We start from the raw sequence: 26,727 nt of genomic DNA on the forward strand, positions 1-26,727 counted from the left end.
CCCCGCCCCGGCTCAGGCGTCCGGCGCCGCGCCGTCCGCCTCGGCCGCGCCGTCCAGCTGCGCGAGCGTCGCCACGGACGGCCCGCGCCGCGTGCTCAGGTCCGCCGCGACCGACTCCGCGTCGCGCAGCACCCGTACGGCGTTGTGCCAGGTGAGCTTGGCGAGGTCGGCCTCCGACCAGTGGCGGTCGAGGAGTTCCGCGACCAGGTTGGGGTAGCAGGAGACGTCGTCGAGGCCGGACGGGGTGAACGCGGTGCCGTCGAAGTCCCCGCCGATGCCGATGTGGTCGACGCCCGCCGCCTCCCGCATGTGGTCGAGGTGGTCGGCGACGGTGGCCGGGGTCGCGACGGGGCGCGGGTGCTCCGCCTCGTACGCCCGCTGCACCCGCATCGCGTCCGGGGTGGTGTCCAGCGGGTGCAGGCCGTGGGCGCGCATGTTGGCGTCGGCGCGCTCCGTCCACTCGATGGCCTCGGGCAGCACGAACTTCGGTACGAACGTGGCCATCGCCACGCCCCCGTTCGCCGCCAGCCGTTCCAGCACGTCGTCCGGGATGTTCCGCGGGTGGTCGCAGACGGCGCGCGCGGAGGAGTGCGAGAAGAGGACCGGCGCCTCGGTCACGCGGAGCGCGTCCCGCATGGTGCTGGGGGCGACGTGGGACAGGTCGACGAGGACGCCCGTGCGGTTCATCTCCCGTACGACCTCCTCGCCGAAGCGGCTGAGGCCGTCGTGCCGGGGGGCGTCGGTGGCGGAGTCCGCCCAGTCGATGGTGTCGTTGTGGGTGAGCGTCATGTAGCGCACGCCCAGCCGGTGCAGGGCGCGCAGCGTCGCCAGGGAGTTGCCGATGGAGTGCCCGCCCTCGGCGCCCATCAGGGAGGCGACGCGGCCCTGGGCCCGTACGGCCTCCAACTCGTCGGCGGTGCCCGCGAGTCCGAGGTCCGCGGGGTGCCGTGCGGCCAACTGCCGGACGATGTCGACCTGTTCCAGGGTGGCGGTGACGGCGGCGTCCCCGGCGAGCGACGCGGAGACGTACACCGACCAGAACTGCGCGCCCACGCCGCCCGCGCGCAGGCGCGGGATGTCGGTGTGCAGGTGCGCCGACTGGTCGGCGGCGATGTCGCGGCGCGTGAGGTCGTACGCCACCTGCTCGCGCAGGGCCCACGGCAGGTCGTTGTGCCCGTCGAACACCGGGTGGGCGGCGAGCAGTTCCCGCGCGCGGGCCAGCGACGCGGCGGACACCGAACCGGCGGCGGACCCCGTGGGCCCGGCGGCCCCGCCCGTCACCGGCCGCCGCCGAAGCCGAAGCCCGCGTCCGACGCGGCGGCCTTGGCCCGTACGCGGCGGCCCTTCTCGGTGGCCTCCTCGTTCAGCTCGGCCTGGAACTGCCGCATCCGCTCCTGGAGTTCGGCGTCGTGCGCCGCCAGGACGCGTACGGCGAGCAGGCCCGCGTTGCGCGCGCCGCCGACGGAGACGGTGGCGACCGGTACGCCCGCGGGCATCTGCACGATCGACAGCAGCGAGTCCATGCCGTCCAGGTACTTCAGCGGCACCGGCACCCCGATGACGGGCAGCGGCGTGACCGCCGCGAGCATGCCGGGCAGGTGCGCGGCGCCGCCCGCGCCCGCGATGATCACCTGGAGGCCGCGGTCGGCGGCCTCCGTGCCGTAGCGCAGCATCTCGTGCGGCATCCGGTGCGCGGAGACGACGTCCGCCTCGTACGCGACGCCGAACTCGTCGAGCGCCTTCGCCGCGGCCTCCATCACGGGCCAGTCGGAGTCGGAGCCCATGACGATGCCGACGGCGGGCGAGGCGGGGCCGCCGCCGGAAGCGGGGGCTCCGGAGGGGTCGGTGGCTCCGGCGGAGGCGGCGGATGCGGTCACTCTTGGATCGTCCCTCGCAGGTATCCGGCGGCGTGGGCCGCGCGCTCGCGCACGTCGGCCAGGTCGTCGCCGTAGGTGTTGACGTGGCCGACCTTGCGGCCGGGCTTCACGTCCTTGCCGTACATGTGGATCTTCAGCTGCGGGTCGCGGGCCATGCAGTGCAGGTACGCCGCGTACATGTCCGGGTAGTCGCCGCCCAGCACGTTCGCCATCACCGTCCAGCGGGCGCGCGGGCGCGGGTCGCCGAGCGGGAGGTCGAGGACGGCCCGCAGGTGGTTGGCGAACTGCGAGGTGACGGCGCCGTCCTGGCTCCAGTGGCCGGAGTTGTGCGGGCGCATCGCCAGCTCGTTGACGAGGACGCGGCCGTCCCGGGTCTCGAACAGCTCCACCGCGAGATGTCCGACCACGTCCAGCTCCTCCGCGATCCGCAGCGCCAACTCCTGCGCGCGCACGGCCCGTTCGGCGGGGAGGTCGGGTGCGGGCGCGATGACCGTGTCGCAGACGCCGTCCACCTGGATCGACTCCACGACGGGGTAGGCGACGGCCTGCCCGTGGGGTGAACGGACGACGTTCGCGGCCAGTTCCCGTACGAAGTCGACCTTCTCCTCGGCCAGTACGGGCACCCCCGCGCGGAACGGCTCCGCCGCGCCCGCCTCGTCGCGGACGAGCCACACGCCCTTGCCGTCGTAGCCGCCGCGCACCGTCTTCAGCACCACCGGGAAGCCGCCCGGGGAACCGTCCCCGGAGCCGCCCGCGCCCTCCGCGCCACTCGCGCCCTCCGCCGCGAACGCCGTGACGTCCGCCACGTCCCGCACGATCCGGTGCCGCGGGCACGGCACCCCGAGCGCGTCGAGCCGGGCGCGCATCACGCCCTTGTCCTGCGCGTGCACGAGCGCGTCCGGACCGGGCCGTACGACCACGCCGTCGGCCTGGAGCGCGCGCAGGTGCTCCGTGGGCACGTGCTCGTGATCGAAGGTGATCACGTCGCAGCCGCGCGCGAAGCTACGCAGCGTTTCCAGTTCGCGGTGGTCACCGAGGACCACGTCACTGACGGCCTGCGCCGCCGACTCCTGCGGGGAGGCGGCGAGAAGCCTGAACCGGACGCCGAGCGGTATGCCCGCCTCGTGCGTCATGCGGGCGAGCTGGCCCCCGCCGACCATGCCTACTACCGGGAACGTCACGTGCCCAGCGTACGGTCCCCTGCTCACCGGCCGCACACCGCGGCTGGCAACTGCCGCTGCGTGGGACGCGTCCTCCTGGTTAGCATGTGCCCGGGGACGACGGACCGAAGCAGCACGCGAGGACGGACTCGGAGCGGACCACGCCGAGGGAACGGGGACCAAGCGATCACTATGAGTGAATGGCGCGGCGTACGCTCACGCCTTGAACGAGTCGTCCGCGAGCTGGCGAAGTTCGGCACCGTGGGGGCCTTCGGCTTCCTGGTGAACGTGGTGGTGTTCAACCTCTGCATCCACACCCTCGGGCTCGCCACCGTACGGTCCGGCGTGATCGCCACGGCCGTCGCGATCTGCACCAACTACGTGGGGAACCGGTACTGGACGTACCGGCACACCGACAAGAGCCGGGTGCACCGCGAGGTTTCGCTGTTCCTGCTGTTCAGCGGGATAGGCATGGTCATCGAGAACGGCGTGCTGGCGCTGTCGCACTACGGCCTGGACTACACCTCGCCGCTCGCGGACAACGTCGCCAAGAACGTGATCGGCCTGGGCATCGGCACCGTCTTCCGCTTCTGGTCGTACCGCACCTGGGTGTTCCAGGACAGCGAGGAGGCCCGGGAGCGCGAGGAGGCCGCCGCGGCCGAGGCCCGCGAGCGGCGGGCCGCGGGCGCCGGGTCACGCGCCGGAGCCCGTGCCCGTGTCCTCGGCGGCCTCCCGGCTCAGGAAGAGCGCGAAGACCGGCGGGTGCTGCTGAAGTAGCTCCAGGCGGCCGCCGTCCGCCTCGGCCAGGTCGCGTGCCACGGCGAGGCCCAGCCCCGTGGAGTTGCGGCCGCTGACCGTCCGCTCGAAGACCCGCGAGCCCAGCTCCGGGTCGACGCCGGGCCCCTCGTCGGTGACCTCCGCGACGGCCTGGTTGCCGGTGACGCGGGTGCGGATCGCGACCGTACCGCCGCCGTGCATCAGGGAGTTCTCGATCAGCGTCGCCAGCACCTGGGCGACCGCCCCGGGGGTACCGACGGCGCGCAGCCCGTTCTTGCCGGAGCGTACGAGTGCCCGGCCCTCGCCCCGGTACGCGGGCTTCCACTCCTCCATCTGCTGCTTCACCACGTCGTCCAGGTCGAAGGCGACGGCCGAACCGGAGTGCGGGTCACGCGAGTTGGTCAGCAGCCGCTGTACGACGTCGGTCAGCCGCTCGACCTGCGCCAGCGCGATCGTCGCCTCCTCCTTGACCGTGGCGCGCTCCGCCGGGTCGGAGGTGTCGGCGGTGGCGATGATCTCCTCCAGCCGCATCGACAGCGCGGTGAGGGGCGTACGCAGCTGGTGCGAGGCGTCGGCGGCGAGCCGCCGTTCGGCGGTGAGGATGCGGGCGATGCGTTCCGCGCTGGCGTCCAGCACGTCGGCCACGCGGTCGAGTTCGGGCACCCCGTAGCGGCGGTGCCGGGGGCGCGGGTCGCCGGAGCCGAGGCGTTCGGCGGTCTCCGCGAGGTCGGTGAGCGGCGCGGCGACGCGGTGCGCCTGCCGTACGGCGAGGATGGCGGCGGCGGCGATCGCGAGCAGCGACACGGCGGTGATGATCAGCAGCGTGCGCCCGACCTCGTCGCGTACGGCGTTCTCCGCCTCCCGCACGGTGACGGTCTCGCCGTGCGCGCCGGTCTGCCGCACCTCGATCGCGCCGTCGCCGGGCGGGTCGCCGAAGACGATGGGCGGGCGGCCGGGGACCTGGATGCGGGCGTAGCGGTTGCCGTCGACCGTGGTGCCGAGGCTGTCCTCGGTGACCCGCTCCCCCGCGACGAGGCGGCTCTCGACGACGGACACGAGGCGTACGGCCTCGGACCGTACGCTCTCGCGCGCGCTCTCCTCGATGGTGCGGGACTCGACGATCACGAGCGAGACGCCGAACACGGCGATCACCACGAGGACCACGGCCAGCGTGGACTGGATCAGTCGGCGTCTCATACGGGGCGGGGCTCAGCTCTTCTCGAAGCGGAAGCCGACGCCGCGCACGGTGGCGATGTAGCGCGGGTTGGCGGCGTCGTCCCCGAGCTTCTTGCGCAGCCAGGAGATGTGCATGTCCAGGGTCTTGGTGGACGACCACCAGGTGGTGTCCCAGACCTCGCGCATCAGCTGGTCGCGGGTGACGACGCGGCCGGCGTCGCGGACGAGCACCCGCAGCAGGTCGAACTCCTTGGCGGTCAGGTGCAGTTCCTCGTCGCCCATCCAGGCGCGGTGCGACTCGGCGTCGATCCGTACGCCGTGGGTGGCGGGCGGCGGCGCGGGCTCGGTGGTGGCGCCGCGGCGCAGCAGGGCGCGTACCCGCGCGAGCAGCTCCGCCAGCCGGAACGGCTTGGTGACGTAGTCGTCGGCGCCCGCGTCCAGGCCGACGACGGTGTCGACCTCGTCGGCGCGCGCGGTCAGCACGAGTACGGGGAAGGTGTGCCCGCCGTTGCGGAGTCTGCGGCAGACCTCCAGGCCGTCCATGCCGGGCAGGCCGAGGTCCAGCACGACGAGGTCGACGCCCTCGCTCAGCCCGGCGTCGAGCGCGGTGGGGCCGTCCTCGCGGACCTCGACCTCGTAGCCCTCCCGGCGCAGCGCGCGGGCCAGGGGCTCCGAGATCGACGCGTCATCCTCGGCGAGCAGTACACGGGTCATGGGCCGATGGTAGTCCGCGCTGCACAGCGCGTGGATGGTCCCCGGCCGTCCGGGCCGGTCCGGGGGCGCCCCCCGCGTACGCCGCGTCCCGTGGCCCCGGGATGCGGCGTACGCCGGGAGCGGTCACGATGTGGCGGTGCGCCGACTCCTCCGTACCCTCGCGGTGTGCGCGGCGCTCACGTGCTGCACGAGCCCCGGCCTGGTGCCCGTGCCCGGCACGGACGCGCGGTCCCCCCGCGCGGAGCGCACGTACGCCTACGGCCCGCACGCGCGGCAGCGCGTGGCCGTGCACTGGCACCCGGAGCGCTCCGCGGACCGTACGCGCCGCCCCGCCGTCGTCGTGCTGCACGGCGGCTTCTGGCGCCTGGACGCGGCGCCGGGCTGGCGCGGCTGGTGCCGGACGCTCGCCGACCGCGGCCTGGTCGTCTTCGACGTGGAGTACCGCCGCAACCTCGACGCCCGCTGGCCCGCGCAGCGCGACGACGTGCTGTCGGCGCTGGCGTGGATACGGCAGCGCGGGGAACGGTTCGGGGTCGATCCGGAACGGCTGGTACTCCTCGGTTCGTCGGCGGGCGGGCACCTGGCGACGAGCGTCGGCGCGTACGGGGCGGGCGCCCGCCGGGTCGCGGGGGTCGCCGCGCTGTCGCCCGTCGTGGACCCGCTGCGGTCGTGGCGTACGGGCGCGGCGTACGGGGCGGGTGCCGGGCACGGCGCTCCCGTACGGCCGACGCCGCGCGCGCGGGAGGAGCGGGAGGTACGGGGCGGGCCGGACGGCGACCGCACCGCACGCCCCACGCCGCCCGACGCCCGTACGCCGCCCGCGCGCGCGGACCGGCCCGCGTACGCCGCGCGGGTACGCGCCGCACGGCAGCGGGGCGTACGGGAGAACGCGGCGCTGCTGGCGGGCTGCCGCCCCGCGCGGGGGGACGGGGAACGGGCGGCGGCGTGCGCCGAGGTGTGGCGCGACATGTCGGCGGCGGCGCACGCGTCGGGGAAGGACGACGCGCCGCTGCTCCTGGTGCACTCGGCGTGGGACTTCGTACCGGCCGCGCACTCACGGGAGTTGGCGCGCGCCGAACGCGCGCGGGGGATGCCGCGCCGGTCCGTCACGGTCCGCACGGTGCCGGGCGCCGCGCACGGCGGCGGGCTGCTGCGCGCGCCGGGCGTACTGCCCGCGCTGCTGGCGTGGCTCGACGCGAGGGTGGACGCCGGGGCGGACGGAGCGGCGGACGGCCGCGATCGGTGAGACGCGATCGGTGACATGTGGCCGGTGAGACGTGGCCGGAACCGGGCGGCCGGGGCGGCGGGCCGCCGGAGCCGTGCGGCGGGAAGGGGCGGAAGTGACGGGAGGGGCGGCGACGCCCCGCGCCCCCGCCCCTCCCGATTCCGTGCGCGTCCGCTCAGTTGGGCGCGGCCAGCTCCGCCCACACCGTCTTGCCGGCGCCCTCGGGGCTCCGTACGACACCCCAGTCGAGGCACAGCCGCTGGACTATGAACATCCCGTGGCCGCCGGGCCGCCCGGCCCGGTGCGGGGTGCGCGGCGCCGGGGCGCCGGAGCCCGTGTCGACGACCTCCAGGCGCAGCAGCTTGGGGCTGCTCCCTATGCGCACTTCCTCGGGCCCGTCGGCGTGCAGACAGGCGTTGGTGACGAGTTCGGAGACGACCAGCAGCACGTCCTCCGCCGCCGCCTGCTGGTCGGCCGTGGCCGCCGGGAGCCAGCCCCAGTCCTGGAGGGCCTGGCGTGTGAAGTCGCGGGCCCGCGCCACGGCGCCGGAGGCGCCGACCAGGCGCAGCCGACGGACCTGGCGCAGCGGGCGGTCCCGCTCGGCACGGTCCTGAGCGGGGGCGTCACCGGACGGGACGCCTTCGGGGGCCCCGGCCGCGCCCGGCGTGCCGGACGTCCCGGTGTCCCCCGCGGCGCCGTGCGCGGCCCGGGGTGCGAAGCCCGCGGCGCCGCCGTTGAGCTGCCCCGTCCCGACTCCGCCCGCGCTCGCGGTGGCCCCTGGACCCGCGCCCGCTCCGGCGTGCCCGATCTGCGGAGCGGCAGCGGTCGTCGCGGCGCCCTCGGGCTCCGGGCCGCGGTCGCCCGCCGGGTACGGCCGGGTGGTGCTCATCCGTGGTTCACCTCACCGAATACCTGACAGATTCAGGGTTCTCCTGCCCTACCGAACCGGGAGAACACCCACGGATTCCGTCGGACTCGTGTGACGCCTCTAACGCGGGGTCTACGCCTCGGTCACATTCGTGAGGGCACTGTCCAGATCCGGGTGGAGGGTGAACACCGCGTCCGCACCCGTGATCGTGAACACCCGCGCGACGACGGGGCGCATTCCGGCCAGATGTACGCCGCCGCCCTCGGCCTCCGCCAGGAGGCGCGCGCCGAGCAGCACGTTGAGCCCGGTGGAGTCGCAGAACTCGAGCCGCGAGCAGTCGACGACGAGCCTGCTGTAGCCGTCCCGTACACCCTGCTCGAGCGGCTCGCGCAGCAGATCGGCGGTATGGTGATCCAGCTCACCCTCGGGGGTCACCACGACGGTGGCGCCCTGGTGTCGCACCTCGACCGTCAACCGGCCCCGGCTGGCGCTGCCGGGCATCCCCCGGTCCATGCACACCCCTTGTGTCTGCTCAACGAGTCACCTCTGCTGCCCAGTCAGGCGTCTCGAACCCTACGCCCTCACCGCCGGGACCGGTACCCGAACAACCCGCACATTAGTGCATATTTGGACAACTAGGACTTGCCATGCCCGTGCTGGAGCGGGTAGGCAAGTAGGGGACAAGAAATCGTCGGCCTTGGAGGCGCCGCACTTCGCAGTGCACGTCACGGCTCCGGCAGCCATATGCCGAGAATGATGGAGGACACATGTCACCCCGGCTCGACCACGGGATATCGGAATCCGCCGACCCGGCCGTTCCGGCCCTGACGACGGCGCCCGAACAGGACGCGGACCCCGCGCACGGCGCCGACACCCGGCCGAACGCCCCGCAGGCGGTCGTCGAGGAACTCCTCGACCAGCTCGACCTCCCCGAGCTGCCCCCGTACGCCGAGGTGGGGCCGGTGGACGCGCGCGCGCTGTCCAAGACCCTCTTCGAGCGGCTCGGCAGGCTGGAAGAGGGCACGCACGAGTACGCGTACGTACGCAACACCCTCGTCGAACTCAACCTCGCGCTCGTCAAGTTCGCCGCCTCCCGCTTCCGTTCGCGCAGCGAGCCGATGGAGGACATCGTCCAGGTCGGCACGATCGGCCTGATCAAGGCGATCGACCGGTTCGAGACGGGGCGCGGCGTCGAGTTCCCCACCTTCGCGATGCCGACGATCGTCGGGGAGATCAAGCGCTTCTTCCGGGACACCTCCTGGTCGGTACGGGTCCCGCGGCGCCTCCAGGAGCTGCGCCTCGACCTGGCCAAGGCGGGCGACGAGCTGGCGCAGCGGCTGGACCGCGCGCCGACCGTCGAGGAGCTGGCCGAGCGTCTCGGCCTCTCCACCGAGGAGGTCCTGGAGGGCATGGCGGCGAGCAACGCCTACACCGCCAGCTCGCTCGACGCGCAGCCCGAGGAGGACGACACCGAGGGCGCGCTGGCGGACCGGATCGGCTACGAGGACCACGGCTTGGAGGGCATCGAGTACGTCGAGTCCCTGAAGCCGCTCATCGCCGAACTGACGCCGCGCGACCGGCAGATACTGTCCCTCCGCTTCGTGGCGAACATGACGCAGTCCGAGATCGGCGAGGAGCTGGGCATCTCGCAGATGCACGTCTCCCGGCTGCTCTCCCGCACGCTCAACAAGCTCCGCAAGGGCCTGATGGTCGAGGAGTGACCGGCGACGGCGGCGCGGACCACGCGGCCACCGTCCCGGACCCGCGCACGCGGTCGTCCCCGTCCCCCCGCAGGGGCGGGGACTTTCGCGTGCCCGCCCCCGCCGGAGGTCCGCGGGCTCAGACCGCGCGTACGCCGCGCCGCCACACTTCGGTGACCAGCGGGACGCCCGGCCGGTAGGCGAGATGGACGTGCGAGGGCGCGTCGAGCACCGCGAGGTCCGCGTACGCCCCCGGGCCGAGCCGCCCCACGTCCGTACGCCGCAGCGCCCGCGCGCCGCCCGCCGTCGCCGCCCACACCGCCTCGTCGGGCGTCATGCCCATCTCGCGCACCGCGATCGCCACGCAGAACGGCACCGAGGACGTGAACGACGACCCCGGGTTGCAGTCCGTGGACAGCGCCACCGTCGCGCCCGCGTCGAGCAGCCGCCGCGCGTCCGGATAGACGGCGCGCGTCGAGAACTCGCAGCCCGGCAGCAGCGTCGCCACCGTGTCGCCCTGGCCGAGCGCGTCCACGTCCGCGTCGGTGAGGTGGGTGCAGTGGTCGGCGGAGGCGGCGCCCAGCTCGACCGCGAGCCGCACCCCGGGCCCGTACGACAGCTGGTTGGCGTGGACGCGCGGCAGCAGCCCGCGGGCCTGTCCGGCGGTCAGGATGGCGCGCGCCTGGTCCCCGTCGAAGGCGCCCTGCTCGCAGAAGACGTCGATCCAACGGGCGTACGGGGCGCAGGCGTCCAGCATCGGCCCGGTGACCTCGGCGACGTACGCGGCGGGGTCGCCGTCGTGTTCGGGCGCGACGATGTGGGCGCCCAGGTAGGTGACCTCGTCGGTGAGCCCGGCGGCGATGCGTACGGCGCGGGCCTCCTGGTCGACGGTCAGGCCGTAGCCCGACTTGGTCTCCAGGGTCGTCGTGCCCTGCCGCAGGGCCTCCGCGAGGTGCCGGGCGAGGGTGGCGGCCAGCTCGTCGTCGGAGGCGGCGCGGGTGGCGGCGACGGTGGTGCGGATGCCGCCCGCGGTGTAGGGGCGGCCGGACATGCGGGCGTTGAACTCCTGCGTGCGGTCGCCCGCGTAGACCAGGTGCGAGTGGGAGTCCACGAAGCCGGGGAGGACGGCGCGGCCTTCCACGTCGTACGCGGTGTCGGCGGCGGGCGCGTCGGCGGCGGGGCCCGCCCAGACGACGTGCTCGCCCTCGATCACGAGCGCGGCGTCCGCGACGAGGCCGAGCGGGGCGTCGGGGGCCGACGGGTCGCGCGCGAGGGCCGGTTCGTTGGTGACCAGGCTCCGGATTCCGTGGATCAGGGTGGCGGTCATCGGGCGCTCCTCGTCGTCGGCTGTCGTTCGTCCGGGCGCGCGTACGCGTCCCGGTGGTCCCCGTGCGCGTACCCGGGCGTCCGCGCGCGCGGTGCCCGTCCCGTCAGGCGTGGCACGCCCGTACCGCCTCCCGCAGCGCCCCGGCGACGTCCCCGACCGCCGTGTGCTCCCCGTCCCGTACGACGTGCCGCCCGGCGACGACCGTGTGCCGTACGTCCGCCGCGCCCGCCGCGAACACCACCGCCTCCGTGGCCAGCCGGGGCTCCGGGCCCGCGGTGCGGACGGAGTCGAGGGCGACCGTGGCGAAGTCGGCGGGCGCGCCCGGTTCCAGGCGGCCCGCGTCGGGGCGGCCGAGGGCCGCGTGGCCGTGCTCGGAGGCGGCCCGCAGCAGTTGGGCGGCGGTCCAGTGGCCGCGCGTACGGGTGCGCAGCCGCTCGTCGAGTTCGAGCGCCCGCGCCTCCTCCAGCAGGTCGATGACGGCGTGGCTGTCGCTGCCCAGCGACAGCGGGGAGCCCGCGCGTTGGAGCGCGGCGGCCGGTCCGATGCCGTCCGCGAGGTCGCGTTCGGTGGTGGGGCACATGCACACCCCGGTGTGCGAGCCGCCGAGGAGCGCGATGTCCGCGTCGGTGAGGTGCGTGGCGTGCACGGCGGTCGTACGCGGTCCGGTGACGCCGTGTTCCGCGAGGAGCTGCGTGGGGGTGCGCCCGTGGGCGGCGAGGCAGGCGTCGTTCTCGGCGGTCTGCTCCGACAGGTGCACGTGCAGCGGAGCCTCCCGTTCCCGCGCCCACTCCGCGACGGTCGCCAACTGGTCGGCGGGGACGGCCCGTACGGAGTGCACGGCGGCGCCGACGGTCGCGTACTCCCGGGCGCGCGCGTCGGGGCGGAGGGCGTCGGCGCGTTCCGCCCACGCCTCCGCCGTGCCGTCGGAGAAGCGCGACTGGTGGGTGTCGGGGGCCTTGCCGAAACCGGCGGAGAGATAGCAGGTGTCCAGCAGGGTGATGCGGATTCCGGCCTCCCCCGCGGCGGCGATCAGCGCGTGCCCCATCGCGTTGGGGTCGTCGTAGCGGACGCCGCCGCGCGCGTGGTGCAGGTAGTGGAACTCACCGACCGCGGTGACGCCCGCGAGCGCCATCTCCGCGTACACCGCGCGCGCGAGCGCGAAGTACGTGTCGGGGGTGAGCCGGGACGCCACCTGGTACATCACCTCCCGCCACGTCCAGAACGTGCCCGAGCCCACCTGTACGGTGCCGCGCAGCGCCCGGTGGAAGGCGTGGCTGTGGGCGTTCGCGAGGCCGGGCACGGTGAGGCCGCGCAGCCGTACGGCGGACGCGTCCGGCGCGGTGGCGCCCGTGTCCGTACCCGCGCCCGTGCGTACGGCGGTGATCCGGCCGTCCGCGACGTCCAGGTCGACGTCCGGCTCCACGGTGCCGTTCAGCCAGGCGTACTCGGCCCGGTAGGTCACCGTGGGCGGGCCGCCGTCCCGGCCGCTCCGCTCGTCCTGTCCGTCCTGTCCGTTCACCGGCACGCCAGCTCCTCCAGTACGTCCGCGAGCGCCGTCACACCCGCCACGCAGTCGTCCTCCTCGGCGGACTCGGCGGGCGCGTGCGAGACACCCGTCGGGTTGCGTACGTACAGCATGGCCGTCGGCACCTGCGCCGACAGGATGCCCGCGTCGTGCCCGGCGCCCGTCGGGAGCAGCGGGACACCCGCGCCGCCCTCGGTGGCCAGCGTCGCGGCGACGCGGTCGCGCAGCGCGTGCGCGAACTCCACGACGGGCGTGAACGACTCGCGGTCGACGCGTACGTCGACCCCGTCCCGCGCGCCGCGTTCCGCCGCCGCCCGCTCGATCTCCGCGACGACCGACGCCAACGTCTCCTCGTCGGCGGCGCGGGAGTCCAGCCAGCCACGGACGAGCGAGGGGATGGCGTTGACGCCGTTCGGCTCGACGGAGACCTTGCCGAAGGTGGCGAGGGCGCCCGCCAGCCGCGCCTTCTTGCGGGCGGCCAGCACCGTGTTGGCGTACGTGAGCATCGGGTCGCGGCGGTCGTCGAGGCGGGTGGTGCCGGCGTGGTTGGCCTCGCCGTGGAAGTCGAACCGCCAGCGCCCGTGCGGCCAGATCGCCGACGCCACGCCCACCGGGTGGGCGGTGTCCGCCAGCGCGCGGCCCTGCTCCACGTGGAGTTCGACGAACGCCCCGACGCGGCCCAGCCGTTCGGGGTCGGCGCCGAGGGAGTCCGGGTCGTACCCGGCGCGTTCCATCGCGCGGGGCAGCGGGACGCCGTCGCCGTCGCGCAGTTCGCGCGCGCGTTCCGGGGTGAGCAGGCCCGCAGACAGCCGGGAGCCGACGCAGGCGAGGCCGAAGCGCGCGCCCTCCTCGTCCCCGAAGTTGACGATGCCGAGCGGCTTGGCGAAACGCGCTCCGCGCGCGCGGAGCGCGTCGACGGCGGCGAAGGCGGAGACGACACCGAGCGGGCCGTCGAACGCGCCACCGTCCGGTACGGAGTCCAGGTGCGAGCCGGTGACCACGGCGTCGCCGACGGAAACCGTACCGCTGTCGGCGGATTCCGTGCCCTCCGCGCGCGCGGAGGGCACGTTCAGCCACGCCCACTGGTTGCCGTTCCGGTCCAGTTCGTACGCCAGGCCGCGCGCCTCCGCCTGCGCCCGGAACCAGGCGCGGCAGTCGGTGTCGGCGCCGGTCCATGCGTACCTGCGGTAGCCGCCGCTGCGCGCGTCCCGGCCGAGGACGGCCAGTTCGCGCCACATCTCCTGGAACGACGCGGGACGCGCGGCCCCCGCCGCCCCCGTCACGCGCCGTCCCCCGCGCCGTCCGCGCCGCCGTCGCCCGTACCCGTACGGTCGCCGGTCTCGCGCATCGGCACCCGTACGCCGCGCTCCGCCGCGACCTCCTCGGCCCGCTCGTAGCCCGCGTCGACGTGCCGGATGACGCCCATGCCCGGGTCGTTGGTGAGCACCCGGCGCAGCTTCTCGCCCGCCAGGGGCGTGCCGTCCGCGACCGTCACCTGGCCCGCGTGCAGGGAGCGGCCCATGCCGACGCCGCCGCCGTGGTGGATCGAGACCCAGGACGCGCCGGAGGCCACGTTCACCATGGCGTTCAGCAGCGGCCAGTCCGCGATGGCGTCCGAGCCGTCCTTCATGGCCTCCGTCTCGCGGTACGGGGACGCCACCGAGCCGCAGTCCAGGTGGTCGCGGCCGAGGACGATCGGTGCGGAGAGCTCTCCGGACGCGACCATCTCGTTGAAGCGCTCACCCGCCTTGTCGCGCTCGCCGTAGCCCAGCCAGCAGATACGGGCGGGCAGCCCCTGGAAGTGCACGCGTTCCCCGGCGAGCTTCAGCCAGCGGGCCAACGACTCGTTCTCCGGGAAGAGTTCGAGCAGCGCGCGGTCCGTCGCCGCGATGTCCTTCGGGTCGCCGGAGAGCGCCGCCCACCGGAACGGGCCCTTGCCCTCGCAGAACAGCGGCCGGATGTAGGCCGGTACGAAGCCCGGGAAGTCGAAGGCCCGCGCGTAGCCGCCGGTACGGGCCTCGCCGCGGATCGAGTTGCCGTAGTCGAAGACCTCAGCTCCCGCGTCCAGGAAGCCGACCATCGCCTCCACGTGCCGGGCCATCGACTCCTGCGCGCGCGCCGTGAACTCGGCGGGCTTCTCGGCGGCGTACGCGGCCATGTCCGCGAAGTCGACGCCCACCGGCAGGTACGCGAGCGGGTCGTGGGCCGACGTCTGGTCGGTGACGATGTCGATCGGCGCGTCCGCCGCGAGGAGCCGCGGCAGCACCTCGGCGGCGTTGCCGAGCAGCCCGACGGAGAGCGGTCGGCGCGCGGCGCGCGCCTCCTCGACCAGCCGGAGGGCGTCGTCGAGGGAGTCGGCGCGCACGTCCAGGTAGCCGTGCTCGATGCGGCGGTCGATACGGGACGGGTCGCACTCGACGCAGAGCGCGACGCCGCCGTTCATGGTGACGGCCAGCGGCTGCGCGCCGCCCATGCCGCCGAGCCCGGCGGTGAGCGTGACGGTCCCGGCGAGGGTGCCGTCGGACGTGCGCCCCTCGCGGGTGAGCTTGGCGGCGACGGCGGCGAAGGTCTCGTACGTGCCCTGGAGGATGCCCTGGGTGCCGATGTAGATCCACGAACCGGCGGTCATCTGGCCGTACATGGTGAGTCCGAGCGCGTCGAGGCGCCGGAACTCCTCCCAGTTCGCCCAGTCCCCGACGAGGTTGGAGTTGGCGAGGAGCACGCGCGGCGCCCACTCGTGCGTCTGCATGACGCCGACGGGGCGCCCGGACTGGACGAGCATCGTCTCGTCGTCCGCGAGCGTCTCCAGGGTGCGCACCATGGCGTCGAACGAGCCCCAGTCGCGGGCCGCCTTCCCGGTCCCGCCGTAGACGACGAGCTTGTCGGGGTGCTCGGCCACCTCCGGGTCCAGGTTGTTCTGGAGCATCCGCAGCGCGGCTTCCTGCTGCCAGCCGCGCGCGCTGATCCGGGTGCCGCGCGGTGCCCGTACCGGTCGGGGTCCTGACATGGCCCTGCCTCCCGTCGAAGGAACATCAGCGTTCTATTCATACACCCTACGGAGTGAATATTTTCAGTCAACAACCACGCTGGGATTCGGCGCCCCGCCCGTGTTTGTGTGGCTCCATGGACCACGCGCATTCCGCCACGAACACCGCGGACTCCCCCACGGGCGACCCCTCCGACGCTTCCTCGGACACCCCGGCCCGCCCCCGTACGCCGGGCGCCCGCGTCGCCGCCCGCCGGGACCTGGCCGTACGCGCCGCCGTCGCCCGCGGCCTGGTCGACGACGGCGCCCGTCCGGTCGCCGCCCTGCTGGACGTGGCGACCGTACGGGAGTCCGCGGCGGCACTCCGTACGGCCTTCGCCGCCGTGGCCGCGGACGGCCAGGACGTACTGCACACCTTCGCCGTCAAGGCCGCCGCCCTGGTCCCCGTACTGCGCCTGCTCTCCGACTGCGGCGTCGGCGCCGAGGTGGCCAGCCCCGGCGAACTGGCCCTGGCCCGCGCCGCGGGCGTCAGCCCCGCGCACACCGTCCTGGACAGCCCCGCCAAGACCGGCGCCGAACTGGCCGAGGCGCTCGCCCTCGGTATCGCGCTCAACGCCGACAACCCGGAGGAGCTGCGCCGCCTCGACGCGCTCCGCCCCTCCCCCGGCGCCCGGCTCGGCCTCCGCGTCAACCCGCAGCTCGGCGCGGGCGCCATCGACGCGATGAGCACGGCCACCGCCACCTCGAAGTTCGGCGTCGCGCTGCGCGACGAGGGCGCCCGCGACTGGGTCGTCCGCGCCTACCGCGACCGCCCCTGGCTGACGCGCCTGCACTGCCACGTCGGGTCGCAGGGCATGCCGCTGGAGGCGATGGCGGCGGGCGTACGGGCCACGTACGAGCTGGCCGAGGAGATCAACACCGCCGTGGGGCACCGCCGGATCGACACCCTCGACATCGGGGGCGGCCTCCCCGTCGACTTCACGTCCGACGAGACGTCACCGACCTTCGACACGTACGCCCGGCTGCTGGCCCGTACGGTGCCGGGGCTGTTCTCCGGACGGTACGCGCTGGTCACCGAGTTCGGCCGGTCGCTCCTCGCGCGCGCGGGCACCGTGCTGGCCCGCGTCGAGTACGCCAAGTCGGCGGGCGGGCGCCCCGTCGCGGTGACGCACGCGGGCGCGCAGGTCGCGGTCCGCACGGTGTTCGCACCGGAGGCGTGGCCGCTGCGGGTACGGGCGTACGACGGGCGGGGGCGGCCGAAGGACGCGCCGCCGGTACGGCAGGACGTCGCCGGCCCGTGCTGCTTCGCGGGCGACCTGGTGGCGCGCGACCGGGAGCTGCCGCTGCTCGCGGCGGGGGACCACGTGGGGCTGCTGGACACCGGCGCGTACTACTTCTCCAACCCCTTCGGCTACAACTCCCTGCCGCGCCCCGGGGTGTACGGCTTCACCTGCGGCGACGGGGAGGGTGCGGACGGTGCGGAGGGTACGGACGGCGTGCGGTTCCTGTCCGTACGGGAGCCGCAGACCCTCGACGACATCGTGGCCGAGTCGGGCGGCGGGCGGCCGGACGCGCTGCTGGACTGACCGGCGGCTGCGGGGCGTTGCGGTGGGGTGGGGTGGGGTGCGGGCTCAGGCCGTGCGCCGCCGCGCCCCACCCGCCACCGCGTCACCGGCCAGCGGCCCCGTCGTCATCCAGCCGCGCACCTCCGCGCGCGCGGGACCACGCCCGGCGGCCCACTCCGGACGCACCCACAACAGCCGCTCGTGCCGCAGCTCCCAGCGCCCGAGCCAGACCGACTTCGCCCACAGCCCGGCACCCGCCCCGGCCAGCACGGCACCACCCGCGGCCGGTACGGCGGCGGACGACGCGACCGCCGCCGCGAAGCCCAGCGGCAGCCACCAGCGGTGGACGCGCCGCCACTCCCGTACGGTCACCGCCCGGTCCCGCAGCACCGCCCACTTCCCGGCCGGTGCCGCCTCCGCCAGCAGCTCGCGGCAGCGCCCGCGCCGTACGGCGAACGCGCCCGCCGCCGCGCACAGGAACAGCAACGCCCCCACCAGCACCCCGATGCGTCTCCCCGACCAGCCGGGCACCGCCAGCCCCACGCCCGCAGCCAGCAGGCCCGTCCACCACCACGCACCGGCTGCCGCCCGCAGGTAGACCGGCACCCGCGCCAGCGCGTACGAACCGCGTCCCATCGGCACGCTCCCCTCATCCCGTACGTACGGCGGCGGGCGCCGCACGTGTCCGTCAGTTCCGGCCCAGCAGGGTAGTGAGCCGTCATGAGAATCGTCTGAGCGCGCCCCCGCGCGCGCCGTACGCCCTACGCCGATGAGTTTCCGGCGCCCCCACGGTCAGAACGGCGAGGGCACCGGCAGCACGGCGCCACCGGCAGCACGGCAGAGGAGCGGCCATGTCCCCGCGGAACACCCCCCGTACCGGCGCCGCCGCCCCCGCGCGCGGATGAGCGCGCCACGGGAACACCCACCGGAGGGACGTACGCCGCGGGAGCACCCGGGCGCCGCGCTGCTGGAACGCGCCGTCGGCTACGCCCTGTGCAGCGTCCGCCCCGTCACCCCGGACCTGCTCACCCTGGCCACGCCCTGCCGCGGCTGGAACCTGCACCGGCTGCTGCGCCACACGAACGACTCCCTGGCCGCGCTCCGCGAGGGCGTCGACACCGGGCACGTGGACCTGGCGCCCGCGGAGGAGTCGTACGGCGACCCGGCGGAGGCGTTCCGTACGCGCGCCGCGCTCCTCCTCGGCGCCTGGTCCGCCCCACCCCGGCCGGAACGTGCCCCGCGCGCGGGGGACGCGTACGGCGCGGACGGTCGCGTGGTGTCCGTCGGGGACCGGGCGCTGGTGGCGGCGGCCGTCGCGCGCGCGGGGGCGCTGGAGATCGCGGTGCACGGCTGGGACATCGCGCGGGCCACCGGCCTGCCCCGGCCGATACCCCCGGCGCTGGCGACCGAACTGCTCGGCGCGGCCCGGCAGTTCGTACCCGCCCCGCGCGACCGCCACCCGCTGTTCGGCCCGCCGGTCACCACCCCGCCGGACGCGGCCCCCGGCGACCGCCTCGTCGCCTACCTCGGCCGCGACCCGTGGCCACGTACCGACACCCCGCCGCACACCTGACCCCCCCCCACCGGCGCGCCCCGCGCCTCACTCCACGAACAGCCCGCGCTCCGCCGCGCGCGCGTCGAAGTCCTCCAACCGGGCCTGCGCGTCCGGCAGTCCGTCGCACATCGCCTCCAGCAGCACCCGCGCCAGCAGCATCGGCGCGCACGCCGTGTCGAAGGCCAGCCCGGTGCCCACGGCCGCCGGCAGCAGCACGTCGGCCGGGTGCGCCACCGGGGCCAGCACGCTGTCCGCCACCGTGACGACCCGCAGCCCCGCGCCGCGCGCGTGGTCCAGCGCCGCCACCGTCTCCCGGGGGTGCCGGGGCAGGGCGAAGCAGAGCAGGGCGCTCGCCCCGGCCCGTACGGCGGCGTCGATCCGGTCCGCGAGCATGGAGCCGCCCTCGTCGAGCAGGCGTACGTCCGGGTGCACCTTCGCGGCGAAGTACGCGAAGCCGCGCGCCTGCGCGGAGGCAGCGCGCAGGCCGAGCACGGGGAGCGCGGGCGAGGCGGCGAGGAGCCGCCCGGCGCGTTCGACGGGGGCGGGGTCGGCGAGGAGGGCGGCGAGTTCGCGGAGGTTGTCGATCTCGGAGAGCACGGCCTGCTGGTACTCGTTGCCGGGGGCGGCGCCCCCGCCCGCCCCGTGCTCCCCCGCCTGTTCCGCGCCGGACTCCGGCACGTCCCGCAGGTGCCTGCGCAGCGCCGGGTAGCCGTCGAAGCCGAGCGCGACGGCGAACCGCGTGACGGACGGCTGGCTGACACCGGCGAGTTCGGCCAGCTCCACGCTGGACAGGAACGGGGCGTCCGCCGCCCGCCGCACCATGCAGTGGGCGATCCGCCGCTGGGCGGGCGTGAGCCGGTGGCCCTCGAAAAGCTTCAGCAACCGCGCGCTCGCGCCGCCCATCGCGCCACCCGTCCCGTCTTCCGCCGCCGCCGACGACTGCTTTCACCGCGCTCCGACTCTGCATGACTCCATACAGGGGGAGCAACTCTGAGGATCACCGCAGGCGATTGGTGGGGATACCCCCAGTGCCCCGGTGGCTCCTGGTTCGTATCCTGTTCGCCATGGACGCTCGCGACCCGGAGTTGAAGAAGGAACTCGACGCGACCTTGCAGATCCGCAAGGAGCTCGGGCCTGAGTACGAGTCGGAGCTGGTCGATTCGTTCCTGGAGAAGCTGGAGGAGTCGGTGGACCGGCGGGTCCGCAGACAGCTGGCCGAGCAGCAGATGGTCGTGGCGCGCGGCAGCAGCCCGCGTCCGGCGCAGCATCCGAACGCCGCGCTCCCCGACGGGCTGGGCGCCGGGCTGGGAGTGGCCGTCGTCTCCCTCGTGCTGGCGATCCCGCTGTCCGCGATCGCCGCGGTCAACACCGGCCTGCCGGGCCTGCTCGTCTGCTGGGGCGCCATCGTCGCCGTCAACGGACTGCACGCGAGCCGCGCCTGGTTCGAGCTGCGCCTCAGCCGCCAGTCGCAGGCGTCCCCGTCGTCGATGAGCGGCTGGGACTGACCACGGGTCACGGCGGCACGGGCACGGACGCAGGCACAGGCACAGGCACTGGGGCGTACGGGCCGCGCGACCCGCACCGGTCGCGTCACGCGTACCGCCCACACCGTCCGTACCGCCCACACCACCCGCGCCGCCCGCACGGTCCCGGCGGGACGGCCGACCCCCGTCCCCGTCCCGCCGGTGCGCGGCTACTTCCGGTCCCGCGCCAGGTACGCCAGCAGGTCCTGCCGGCTCAGCACGCCGGTCGGCTTGCCGTCCTCCAGCACCAGCGTCGCGTCCGCGCCCTCCAGCACCCGCATCAGCTCGCCCACCGACTCACCCGAGCCGACGTGCGGCAGCGGCGGGCTCATGTGCTTCTCCAACGTGCCGTCCAGCGAGGCGCGCTGCGCGAACAGCGCCTCCAGCAGCTCCCGTTCCACCACCGACCCGATGACCTCGGCGGCCATCACGTCCGGGTGCCCGGCGCCCGGCTTGACCACGGGCATCTGCGAGACGCCGTACTCCCGCAGCACCTCGATCGCGTCCCCGACCGTCTCCTCCGGGTGCATGTGGACGAGCGACGGCAGCGGGCCCTCCTTGTACCGGAGCACGTCGCCCACCCGTACGACGGAGGGCTCGCCCTCCTCCAGGAAGCCGTAGTCGTTCATCCAGTCGTCGTTAAAGATCTTGCTGAGGTAGCCGCGCCCGCTGTCCGGGAGCAGCACCACGACGACGTCGTCCGGGTCGGCCCGTTCCGCGACGCGCAGCGCGGCGGCCACGGCCATGCCGCAGGAGCCGCCGACGAGCAGCCCCTCCTCCTTGGCCAGCCGACGCGTCATCTGGAAGGAGTCCTTGTCGGAGACGGCGACGATCTCGTCGGTGACCTCCCGGTCGTACGCGTCGGGCCAGAAGTCCTCACCGACGCCCTCGACCAGGTACGGCCGCCCGGAGCCGCCGCTGTAGACGGAGCCCTCCGGGTCCGCGCCCACGACCCGTACGCGGCCCTCGCTGATCTCCTTGAGATAGCGGCCCGTTCCGGAGATGGTGCCGCCGGTGCCGATGCCGGTGACGAAGTGGGTGATGCGCCCGTCCGTCTGCTCCCACAGCTCGGGACCGGTCGTCTCGTAGTGCGAGCGCGGGTTGTTGGGGTTGCTGTACTGGTCGGGCTTCCACGCCCCGGGCGTCTCGCGGACCAGCCGGTCGGAGACGTTGTAGTAGGAATCCGGGTGGTCGGGATCGACCGCGGTGGGGCACACTACGACCTCCGCGCCGTACGCCCGCAGGACGTTGATCTTGTCCGTGGAGACCTTGTCCGGGCAGACGAAGACGCAGCGGTAGCCCTTCTGCTGCGCCACGATGGCCAGGCCGACGCCGGTGTTGCCGGAGGTCGGCTCGATGATCGTGCCGCCGGGGAGCAGCTCGCCGCTGCGTTCCGCTGCCTCGATCATCCGCACGGCGATCCGGTCCTTCACGGAGCCGCCCGGGTTGAAGTACTCGACCTTCGCCAGGACGGTGGCCCGGATGCCCTCGGTCACGCTGTTCAGCTTGAGCAGCGGGGTGTTGCCGACAAGCTCGATCATCGACTCGTGATACTGCACCTGTTCTCGCCTTTCGGGGTCAGGGTGTGGCGGGGCCGACGGTCCCTGTGGGGTGCCGACCCGGCGGAACGCAGCGGGCCGCTGCCGTCGCTCCACCCGTGGCGACACCATATTGCGCAACATGCGCACGCCAGGGGCGCGTTGCACGACGGGCCACGCGGGGTAACACAGTGTTGAGGACGACAGGCCGTACATACACGGAACGTTACGGAACAACCCATCGGGAGGCGGGACCACAACTATGCCCATGTCGAAGGCGGCCAGTGCCAGGGTGGCACGCCGGATCGCGACCGCGGCCGCGTACGGCGGCGGCAGTCTCGGGCTGCTCGGAGGAGCGGCGGTCGGGCTGGTGTTCACCGAGATCCAGCTGGCCAAACGGAAGGTCGGGGTCGGCGGCTCCGACGAGGAACCACCGATGGCCGACGGGATGTACGGGGACGCCTTCGCCGGGACCGCGCCCGACGCCGCGGGGAACGCCGCGCGTCACGTGCGCCCCGTACGGCTCGCGGTGCTCGGTGACTCCACGGCCGCCGGGCAGGGCGTGCACCACGCGCGGCAGACCCCGGGCGGGCTGCTCGCGCTGGCCCTCGCCGCGGTCGCGGAACGCCCCGTGGAGCTGCGGAACGTGGCGGTGCCCGGCGCGCAGTCCGACGGCCTGGAGGAGCAGGTGACGCTGCTCCTCGGGGAGCGCGACCTCGACCAGGCACCGGACGTCTGCCTGATCATGGTCGGCGCGAACGACGTGACGCACCGCATGCCACCGGCCCGTTCCGTACGGCTGCTGTCGGACGCCGTCGCCCGGCTGCGTACGGCAGGGTGCGAGGTGGTCGTCGGCACCTGCCCCGACCTGGGTTCCGTCGAGCCCGTCGGGCAGCCGCTGCGCTGGATCGCGCGCCGGTTGAGCCGCCAGCTGGCCGCGGCGCAGACCATCGCGGTGGTCGAGGAGGGCGGGCGTACGGTCTCGCTCGGCGACCTGCTCGGGCCGGAGTTCGCGGCGAACCCGCGGGAGCTGTTCGGACCGGACAACTACCACCCGTCGGCGGAGGGTTACGCGGCCGCGGCGATGGCCATGCTGCCCACGCTGAGCGCCGCGCTGGGCCTGTGGCCCACCGAGGACGACCGCCCGGACGCCGCACGCCGCGAGGGCATCCTCCCGGTCGCGCGCGCGGCCGCCGAGGCCGCGGCGGAGGGCGGCACCGAGGTGGCGGCCGTACGTGGACCGTGGGCCCTGCTGAAGCACCGGCGGCGTCGGCGGCTGCCGGTGGCGGACGCGGACGCGCCGTCGGGCGTGGCGGGGTCCGCCGAGGCGCGCGCCGCGGAGGCGGCGGAGGGCGGCGGCGCGGACGCGGACCCGTACGCCACCGCAGCGGTGCCGGACGACGACGGCGACAGGCCGAAGGGGAAGGGGAAGGCGAAAGCGAAGGGGCGGGCCCGGCGCAAGGGGATCGACGACGGTACGGCCGCCGGGTCCACCGGCGCCGACCCGGGCCCGGACCCCGGTGCGCCACCGCGCCGCGACGCGGGCGTCCGCCCGTAGCGGCGCGGGGCGGCACGGCCGCCGCACCACGGGCACGTCGGGCACACACCAAAGCAAGCGCTTAGAAAAGAGTCCCGCATCACATCGCGTGCCGCGTGACCCCCGGGCTACGGGTCGGTAGCTTCCGTAGTCAGTCCGGAACCGTCCAGCGCACCTTGGAGCCCTTGATGCCCGAAGCAGTGATCGTCTCCGCCGCCCGTTCCCCGATCGGACGCGCCTTCAAGGGGTCCCTCAAGGACCTGCGGCCGGACGATCTCACCGCGGAGATCGTCCGGGCGGCCCTGGCCAAGGTGCCCGAGCTGGACCCCGCCCTGATCGAAGACCTGCTGCTCGGCTGCGGCCTGCCCGGCGGCGAACAGGGCCACAACCTCGGCCGGGTCGTCGCCGTCCAGCTGGGCATGGACCAGCTGCCCGGCTGTACGGTCACGCGCTACTGCTCCTCCTCGCTCCAGACGACCCGGATGGCGATGCACGCCATCAAGGCCGGCGAGGGCGACGTCTTCCTGTCGGCAGGCGTGGAGACGGTGTCCCGTTCCGTCAACGGCACCTCCGACGGCATGCCGGGCACGCACAACCCCCTCTTCGCGGACGCCGAGGCCCGGACGGCCCATCGCGCCGAGCACGGCGGCGAGGGCTGGGCCGACCCGCGCGGCACCGGCGAACTCCCCGACGTCTACATGGCCATGGGCCAGACCGCCGAGAACCTCGCCCGGGACAAGGGCATCTCGCGCGCGGAGATGGACGAGTTCGGCGTGCGGTCGCAGAACCTGGCGGAGAAGGCCATCGCCGACGGCTTCTGGGAGCGCGAGATCACCCCCGTCACCCTCCCCGACGGCACGGTGGTCTCCCGTGACGACGGCCCGCGGGCGGGCGTCTCGCTGGAGGGCGTGCAGGGCCTGAAGCCGGTCTTCCGCCCGGACGGGCTGATCACGGCGGGCAACTGCTGCCCGCTGAACGACGGCGCCGCCGCGCTCGTCGTCATGTCCGACACCAAGGCGCGCGAGCTGGGCATCACGCCGCTCGCCCGCGTCGTCTCCACCGGCGTCTCGGCGCTCTCCCCGGAGATCATGGGCTTCGGCCCGGTCGAGGCGTCGCAACAGGCCCTGGCCCGCGCGGGGATGAGCATCGGGGACATCGATCTCGTGGAGATCAACGAGGCGTTCGCCGCCCAGGTCATCCCCTCGTACCAGGCCCTCGGCATCGACCTCGACCGGCTGAACGTGAACGGCGGCGCCATCGCCGTCGGCCACCCCTTCGGCATGACCGGCGCCCGCATCACGGGGACGCTGATCAACTCCCTCCAGTGGCACGACAAGCAGTTCGGGCTGGAGACGATGTGCGTCGGCGGCGGCCAGGGCATGGCCATGGTCGTCGAACGACTGAGCTGAGCGGTCCGGCACACGTAACTCCCCGGCACCGTACGGGTACCGGAAGCGAACGGCGGCGTCCCAGGCCGCCGCTCGACGGCCGGTCCGAAGAAGGACCGCCGCGCCCCCAGGGTGTGACATATCCCCTGGGGGCGTGGCATTTTCGCAGGTCAACGACGTGAGGCCGGGAAGCCCCCGCTCTCGCGCCAGGCCCTCCCGCCAGGTTGTGCACTACGGTCGAGGGGTCTTGCCAGCGAAATCTGAGGTAGGAATTCGGGGACCTAAACGGAACCGGGAGTACGTCAGTGAGCGCCATATCCATCGTTCTGCTGGTGGCCGCGGCCGTCGCCACGGCCCTGGGCGGCGCCGCCCTCCACACCGTCCGCGGCCTGCACCGCGAGTTGACCGCGCTGCGCGACCAGTTGGACACCGCGGAGGCGGCCCGTGCGGCGGCCGCCGCGCCGATGTCCGTGCCCGCCGCGCGCCAGAGCCCCGCCGAGGAGATCCGGGCCGCCGTCAGCGCCGCCCTCGCGGAGGAGCGGGAACGCGAACTGGCCGAGGCGCGCGCCTTCTGGGCCGCGCAGGAGGCACGTGACGCGGACACCGACGCGGGCCTGCTCGCCGGGCACGGCACCGAGTACGAGGTCGCGCCGGACCTGGACGGCGCCCTGCTGGACGCCCTGCTCGAAGGGCGCCTCGACGACCTGGACGTGCCCGACGGGCCGTTGGGGGGCGACGTGTTCGTGCCGCGCCAGTCGGGGACGGCGGGGTCGGACACGGCGGGCGCGCCGGACGCGTTCGACACCTCGGAGCACGTGGAGGCCCTGGACGCGCCGGAGTTCGGTGACGCCCCGGACGCGGGCGACCGCGCCGAGTACGGCGACCGGGTGGAGTCGAACGGGGCCACCGAGGTCGCTGAGGTCAGCGAGGCCGCGGGGACCGGTGGCGCCGGTGGGACCACGGAGGCTACGGAGACGGTGGAGCCGGTCGAGGCCAGGGAGACGGCGGAGATACCGGAGCACGCCGACACCCGCACCGCCGACACCCGTACCGCCGGGTCCCGCGCCGCCGACGCCGGACCCGATCTCGGCCCCGAGTCGCCGGAGTTGGCCGCGGCCCGCCGCCGCCACCCGTCGCACCCCGGCTTCCACCTCAACGGCGACCCCGTCGTCCCCTCGCCCACCCCGCCCGGCGGTCACGGGCCCGTCCTCGCCGAGCACGAGCGCACGGTCCGGCGGCTCACGGAGCTGGCGGAGGCCCGTACGCCGCTGGCCGACGTACGGCCCGGTCCGCTCGGCACGTTGGACGTGTACGCGTTCGAGGACGGCACGACGCTCTGCATGTCCCCCGGCCACCAGGAGACGGCGCGCCATCTCGCGCAGGCGCTCGACGGCGGTCTGCCCCCGGTGCTGCTCGGCGGCTCGGGTGTCTCCGGCGCGTACGCGCTGACGTTCGCGATCGGTGACGAGACGGTCTACACCCTGGCGGACCGCGTCATCGCGTCGCTCTGAGCGACGCGCCCCGCACGCACCTCGCCGCCGTACGGACATCCACCGCCGTACGGGCGTCCGCCGCCCGTCACACCGGACGCACCCGCGCCGTCACGCCCGTGCCCCCGCGCCGACCGCCGTCACCAGGTCGACCGCATCCGCCAGCGCCGCCTCGTCCCCCGCGGCGGCCAGCGCGAGCGCCAGATCGTGCCCGGTCACCGACAGCTGGTCGCCGACCGCGAACGGGCCCGCGTCCGGCAGCTCGTACGGCGCACTCCCCGGGAACTCCAACTCCTGCGCGCGCCGGGCCAGTTCGCGGGCCAGCGCCAGCCCCTCCGCCGCCGCCCCGCGCCGCAGCGCGCTCTGCGGGGTGGCGCGGAGCCGGTCGGCGAGGCGGTCCACGGGCCGGGTCAGGGAGGTCGTGTCGAGCATCGCCCAACCCTATGCGCCTACCACGGACGGTTGCCATCGTCCGAACACTCAGGCACGGTGGCGTGAAGGACTCAGCAAGGCAGCAGCCGGAGGCGCCGATGTCCCAGACCTTCTCCGATGAGACCCACCAGAACCTGCTCTCCCGAATCCCTCACTGCACCGGCCGTGAGGTGTCCGACTGGCTCCGCACCGTCGACGAAGGCCCCGCCCTCTTCCGCTTCGAGGAGAAGGTGAGCTGGCTCCGAGGAGAGCACGAACTCTCCTACGGGCACGCGAAGGCGATCATCCACGAGTACGACCTGCGGCGCGCCGCGCGCCACCTCTGAACGGCCCGAGCCCTCCCCTGGGCGTGTGACGAGACGCG

The 26,727-nt window shown here is 74.5% G+C and carries 25 protein-coding genes; 10 read left to right on the plus strand and 15 right to left on the minus strand.

Annotated elements, in window-relative coordinates:
* Nucleotides 1-12 precede the first annotated feature (12 nt).
* The 3 genes from D7M15_RS10325 to D7M15_RS10335 form a co-directional block, all read right to left on the minus strand.
* Nucleotides 13-1,236, minus strand: a complete 1,224-nt coding sequence (locus D7M15_RS10325) for a dipeptidase (protein WP_121520543.1) — start codon at nucleotides 1,234-1,236, stop codon at nucleotides 13-15.
* A gap of 41 nt (nucleotides 1,237-1,277) precedes the next feature.
* Nucleotides 1,278-1,784 (minus strand): 5-(carboxyamino)imidazole ribonucleotide mutase, encoded by a 507-nt coding sequence (gene purE, locus D7M15_RS10330; protein ID WP_121520545.1) that lies wholly within the window; start codon nucleotides 1,782-1,784, stop codon nucleotides 1,278-1,280.
* A gap of 89 nt (nucleotides 1,785-1,873) precedes the next feature.
* The gene (locus tag D7M15_RS10335) at nucleotides 1,874-3,058 is read right to left on the minus strand and encodes a 5-(carboxyamino)imidazole ribonucleotide synthase (protein WP_165906230.1); all 1,185 of its coding nucleotides are present in this window, start codon (nucleotides 3,056-3,058) and stop codon (nucleotides 1,874-1,876) included.
* 171 nt (nucleotides 3,059-3,229) lie between these two features.
* Between D7M15_RS10335 and D7M15_RS10340 the strand changes: the two genes are divergently transcribed.
* Nucleotides 3,230-3,814 carry a GtrA family protein gene (locus D7M15_RS10340; RefSeq protein ID WP_121517240.1) on the plus strand — a complete coding sequence of 195 codons (585 nt, stop codon included), beginning with the start codon at nucleotides 3,230-3,232 and terminating at the stop codon, nucleotides 3,812-3,814.
* Here D7M15_RS10340 and D7M15_RS10345 read toward each other — a convergent pair.
* Both D7M15_RS10345 and D7M15_RS10350 read right to left on the minus strand, forming a co-directional pair.
* Nucleotides 3,731-5,011, minus strand: a complete 1,281-nt coding sequence (locus D7M15_RS10345; RefSeq protein ID WP_121517241.1) for an ATP-binding protein — start codon at nucleotides 5,009-5,011, stop codon at nucleotides 3,731-3,733. The two genes, D7M15_RS10340 and D7M15_RS10345, sit on opposite strands and share 84 nt — an antisense overlap.
* A 12-nt stretch (nucleotides 5,012-5,023) precedes the next feature.
* Nucleotides 5,024-5,704 (minus strand): response regulator transcription factor, encoded by a 681-nt coding sequence (locus D7M15_RS10350; protein WP_121517242.1) that lies wholly within the window; start codon nucleotides 5,702-5,704, stop codon nucleotides 5,024-5,026.
* Nucleotides 5,705-5,840: 136 nt separating this feature from the next.
* Between D7M15_RS10350 and D7M15_RS10355 the strand changes: the two genes are divergently transcribed.
* On the plus strand, nucleotides 5,841-6,950 hold the full coding sequence (locus D7M15_RS10355; protein ID WP_165906231.1) for an alpha/beta fold hydrolase: 1,110 nt from the start codon (nucleotides 5,841-5,843) through the stop codon (nucleotides 6,948-6,950).
* 154 nt (nucleotides 6,951-7,104) lie between these two features.
* On the opposite strand, the gene D7M15_RS28960 is transcribed toward D7M15_RS10355, so the two are convergent.
* Entirely contained in the window at nucleotides 7,105-7,737 is a 633-nt protein-coding gene (locus tag D7M15_RS28960) for an ATP-binding protein (RefSeq protein ID WP_346428830.1), read from the minus strand.
* Nucleotides 7,738-7,929: 192 nt separating this feature from the next.
* The gene (locus D7M15_RS10365) at nucleotides 7,930-8,310 is read right to left on the minus strand and encodes an STAS domain-containing protein (RefSeq protein WP_121517245.1); all 381 of its coding nucleotides are present in this window, start codon (nucleotides 8,308-8,310) and stop codon (nucleotides 7,930-7,932) included.
* A gap of 254 nt (nucleotides 8,311-8,564) precedes the next feature.
* Here D7M15_RS10365 and D7M15_RS10370 point away from each other — a divergent pair, with 254 nt between their 5' ends.
* Complete coding sequence (locus D7M15_RS10370; protein WP_121517246.1) at nucleotides 8,565-9,518, plus strand: RNA polymerase sigma factor SigF; 954 nt, start codon at nucleotides 8,565-8,567, stop codon at nucleotides 9,516-9,518.
* Between the two features lie 118 nt (nucleotides 9,519-9,636).
* On the opposite strand, the gene hutI is transcribed toward D7M15_RS10370, so the two are convergent.
* From hutI to hutU, 4 genes are all read right to left on the minus strand, one after another.
* Nucleotides 9,637-10,824, minus strand: a complete 1,188-nt coding sequence (gene hutI / locus D7M15_RS10375) for an imidazolonepropionase (protein WP_121517247.1) — start codon at nucleotides 10,822-10,824, stop codon at nucleotides 9,637-9,639.
* A gap of 103 nt (nucleotides 10,825-10,927) precedes the next feature.
* Nucleotides 10,928-12,343, minus strand: coding sequence for a formimidoylglutamate deiminase (locus D7M15_RS10380; protein WP_206337473.1), 1,416 nt, complete (start codon nucleotides 12,341-12,343; stop codon nucleotides 10,928-10,930).
* The gene (locus D7M15_RS10385; protein WP_121520548.1) at nucleotides 12,340-13,587 is read right to left on the minus strand and encodes an allantoate amidohydrolase; all 1,248 of its coding nucleotides are present in this window, start codon (nucleotides 13,585-13,587) and stop codon (nucleotides 12,340-12,342) included. The genes D7M15_RS10380 and D7M15_RS10385 overlap by 4 nt, the downstream gene beginning before the upstream one ends.
* A 41-nt stretch (nucleotides 13,588-13,628) precedes the next feature.
* Nucleotides 13,629-15,356 (minus strand): urocanate hydratase, encoded by a 1,728-nt coding sequence (gene hutU, locus D7M15_RS10390; RefSeq protein WP_121517248.1) that lies wholly within the window; start codon nucleotides 15,354-15,356, stop codon nucleotides 13,629-13,631.
* Nucleotides 15,357-15,472: 116 nt separating this feature from the next.
* Here hutU and D7M15_RS10395 point away from each other — a divergent pair, with 116 nt between their 5' ends.
* On the plus strand, nucleotides 15,473-16,921 hold the full coding sequence (locus D7M15_RS10395; protein ID WP_121517249.1) for a diaminopimelate decarboxylase: 1,449 nt from the start codon (nucleotides 15,473-15,475) through the stop codon (nucleotides 16,919-16,921).
* Between the two features lie 45 nt (nucleotides 16,922-16,966).
* On the opposite strand, the gene D7M15_RS10400 is transcribed toward D7M15_RS10395, so the two are convergent.
* Nucleotides 16,967-17,536, minus strand: coding sequence for a hypothetical protein (locus tag D7M15_RS10400; protein ID WP_121517250.1), 570 nt, complete (start codon nucleotides 17,534-17,536; stop codon nucleotides 16,967-16,969).
* A gap of 265 nt (nucleotides 17,537-17,801) precedes the next feature.
* Here D7M15_RS10400 and D7M15_RS10405 point away from each other — a divergent pair, with 265 nt between their 5' ends.
* Complete coding sequence (locus D7M15_RS10405; RefSeq protein WP_121517251.1) at nucleotides 17,802-18,473, plus strand: TIGR03086 family metal-binding protein; 672 nt, start codon at nucleotides 17,802-17,804, stop codon at nucleotides 18,471-18,473.
* A 27-nt stretch (nucleotides 18,474-18,500) separates the two neighbouring features.
* Here D7M15_RS10405 and D7M15_RS10410 read toward each other — a convergent pair whose 3' ends face one another.
* Entirely contained in the window at nucleotides 18,501-19,358 is an 858-nt protein-coding gene (locus D7M15_RS10410) for a MurR/RpiR family transcriptional regulator (protein WP_121517252.1), read from the minus strand.
* Nucleotides 19,359-19,519: 161 nt separating this feature from the next.
* On the opposite strand from D7M15_RS10410, the gene D7M15_RS10415 reads away from it, so the two are divergent.
* Nucleotides 19,520-19,960: a hypothetical protein gene (locus tag D7M15_RS10415; RefSeq protein ID WP_121520550.1), complete on the plus strand. Its 441-nt coding sequence runs from the start codon at nucleotides 19,520-19,522 to the stop codon at nucleotides 19,958-19,960.
* A gap of 188 nt (nucleotides 19,961-20,148) precedes the next feature.
* Here D7M15_RS10415 and D7M15_RS10420 read toward each other — a convergent pair whose 3' ends face one another.
* A complete protein-coding gene (locus D7M15_RS10420) occupies nucleotides 20,149-21,537 on the minus strand; it encodes a cystathionine beta-synthase (protein WP_121517253.1) in 1,389 nt (462 codons plus the stop codon).
* A 247-nt stretch (nucleotides 21,538-21,784) separates the two neighbouring features.
* On the opposite strand from D7M15_RS10420, the gene D7M15_RS10425 reads away from it, so the two are divergent.
* From D7M15_RS10425 to D7M15_RS10435, 3 genes are all read left to right on the plus strand, one after another.
* Nucleotides 21,785-23,074, plus strand: coding sequence for an SGNH/GDSL hydrolase family protein (locus D7M15_RS10425; RefSeq protein ID WP_346428792.1), 1,290 nt, complete (start codon nucleotides 21,785-21,787; stop codon nucleotides 23,072-23,074).
* 167 nt (nucleotides 23,075-23,241) lie between these two features.
* On the plus strand, nucleotides 23,242-24,462 hold the full coding sequence (locus tag D7M15_RS10430; protein ID WP_121517254.1) for an acetyl-CoA C-acetyltransferase: 1,221 nt from the start codon (nucleotides 23,242-23,244) through the stop codon (nucleotides 24,460-24,462).
* A 284-nt stretch (nucleotides 24,463-24,746) separates the two neighbouring features.
* A complete protein-coding gene (locus D7M15_RS10435) occupies nucleotides 24,747-25,952 on the plus strand; it encodes a hypothetical protein (protein ID WP_121517255.1) in 1,206 nt (401 codons plus the stop codon).
* Nucleotides 25,953-26,042: 90 nt separating this feature from the next.
* Here the strand turns inward: D7M15_RS10435 and D7M15_RS10440 are convergent, their stop codons facing one another.
* Entirely contained in the window at nucleotides 26,043-26,363 is a 321-nt protein-coding gene (locus D7M15_RS10440; protein ID WP_121517256.1) for a hypothetical protein, read from the minus strand.
* A gap of 98 nt (nucleotides 26,364-26,461) precedes the next feature.
* Between D7M15_RS10440 and D7M15_RS10445 the strand changes: the two genes are divergently transcribed.
* The gene (locus D7M15_RS10445; RefSeq protein WP_121517257.1) at nucleotides 26,462-26,689 is read left to right on the plus strand and encodes a DUF4287 domain-containing protein; all 228 of its coding nucleotides are present in this window, start codon (nucleotides 26,462-26,464) and stop codon (nucleotides 26,687-26,689) included.
* Nucleotides 26,690-26,727: the final 38 nt, after the last annotated feature.

It is taken from the genome of Streptomyces sp. Z26 (assembly GCF_003665095.1).
In the GTDB taxonomy this organism is placed as follows: Bacteria; Actinomycetota; Actinomycetes; order Streptomycetales; family Streptomycetaceae; genus Streptomyces; species Streptomyces phytohabitans.

What these genes read in the sequence shown, in the direction of transcription:
- purE (WP_121520545.1), bottom strand. Translation starts at nt 1,784, where the DNA reads ATGGGCTCCGACTCCGACTGGCCCGTGATGGAGGCCGCGGCGAAGGCG.
- D7M15_RS10340 (WP_121517240.1), top strand. Translation starts at nt 3,230, where the DNA reads ATGAGTGAATGGCGCGGCGTACGCTCACGCCTTGAACGAGTCGTCCGC.
- D7M15_RS10345 (WP_121517241.1), bottom strand. Translation starts at nt 5,011, where the DNA reads ATGAGACGCCGACTGATCCAGTCCACGCTGGCCGTGGTCCTCGTGGTG.
- D7M15_RS10350 (WP_121517242.1), bottom strand. Translation starts at nt 5,704, where the DNA reads ATGACCCGTGTACTGCTCGCCGAGGATGACGCGTCGATCTCGGAGCCC.
- D7M15_RS10365 (WP_121517245.1), bottom strand. Translation starts at nt 8,310, where the DNA reads ATGGACCGGGGGATGCCCGGCAGCGCCAGCCGGGGCCGGTTGACGGTC.
- D7M15_RS10370 (WP_121517246.1), top strand. Translation starts at nt 8,565, where the DNA reads ATGTCACCCCGGCTCGACCACGGGATATCGGAATCCGCCGACCCGGCC.
- hutI (WP_121517247.1), bottom strand. Translation starts at nt 10,824, where the DNA reads ATGACCGCCACCCTGATCCACGGAATCCGGAGCCTGGTCACCAACGAA.
- D7M15_RS10385 (WP_121520548.1), bottom strand. Translation starts at nt 13,587, where the DNA reads ATGTGGCGCGAACTGGCCGTCCTCGGCCGGGACGCGCGCAGCGGCGGC.
- hutU (WP_121517248.1), bottom strand. Translation starts at nt 15,356, where the DNA reads ATGTCAGGACCCCGACCGGTACGGGCACCGCGCGGCACCCGGATCAGC.
- D7M15_RS10395 (WP_121517249.1), top strand. Translation starts at nt 15,473, where the DNA reads ATGGACCACGCGCATTCCGCCACGAACACCGCGGACTCCCCCACGGGC.
- D7M15_RS10400 (WP_121517250.1), bottom strand. Translation starts at nt 17,536, where the DNA reads ATGGGACGCGGTTCGTACGCGCTGGCGCGGGTGCCGGTCTACCTGCGG.
- D7M15_RS10405 (WP_121517251.1), top strand. Translation starts at nt 17,802, where the DNA reads ATGAGCGCGCCACGGGAACACCCACCGGAGGGACGTACGCCGCGGGAG.
- D7M15_RS10410 (WP_121517252.1), bottom strand. Translation starts at nt 19,358, where the DNA reads ATGGGCGGCGCGAGCGCGCGGTTGCTGAAGCTTTTCGAGGGCCACCGG.
- D7M15_RS10415 (WP_121520550.1), top strand. Translation starts at nt 19,520, where the DNA reads ATGGACGCTCGCGACCCGGAGTTGAAGAAGGAACTCGACGCGACCTTG.
- D7M15_RS10425 (WP_346428792.1), top strand. Translation starts at nt 21,785, where the DNA reads ATGTCGAAGGCGGCCAGTGCCAGGGTGGCACGCCGGATCGCGACCGCG.
- D7M15_RS10430 (WP_121517254.1), top strand. Translation starts at nt 23,242, where the DNA reads ATGCCCGAAGCAGTGATCGTCTCCGCCGCCCGTTCCCCGATCGGACGC.
- D7M15_RS10440 (WP_121517256.1), bottom strand. Translation starts at nt 26,363, where the DNA reads ATGCTCGACACGACCTCCCTGACCCGGCCCGTGGACCGCCTCGCCGAC.
- D7M15_RS10445 (WP_121517257.1), top strand. Translation starts at nt 26,462, where the DNA reads ATGTCCCAGACCTTCTCCGATGAGACCCACCAGAACCTGCTCTCCCGA.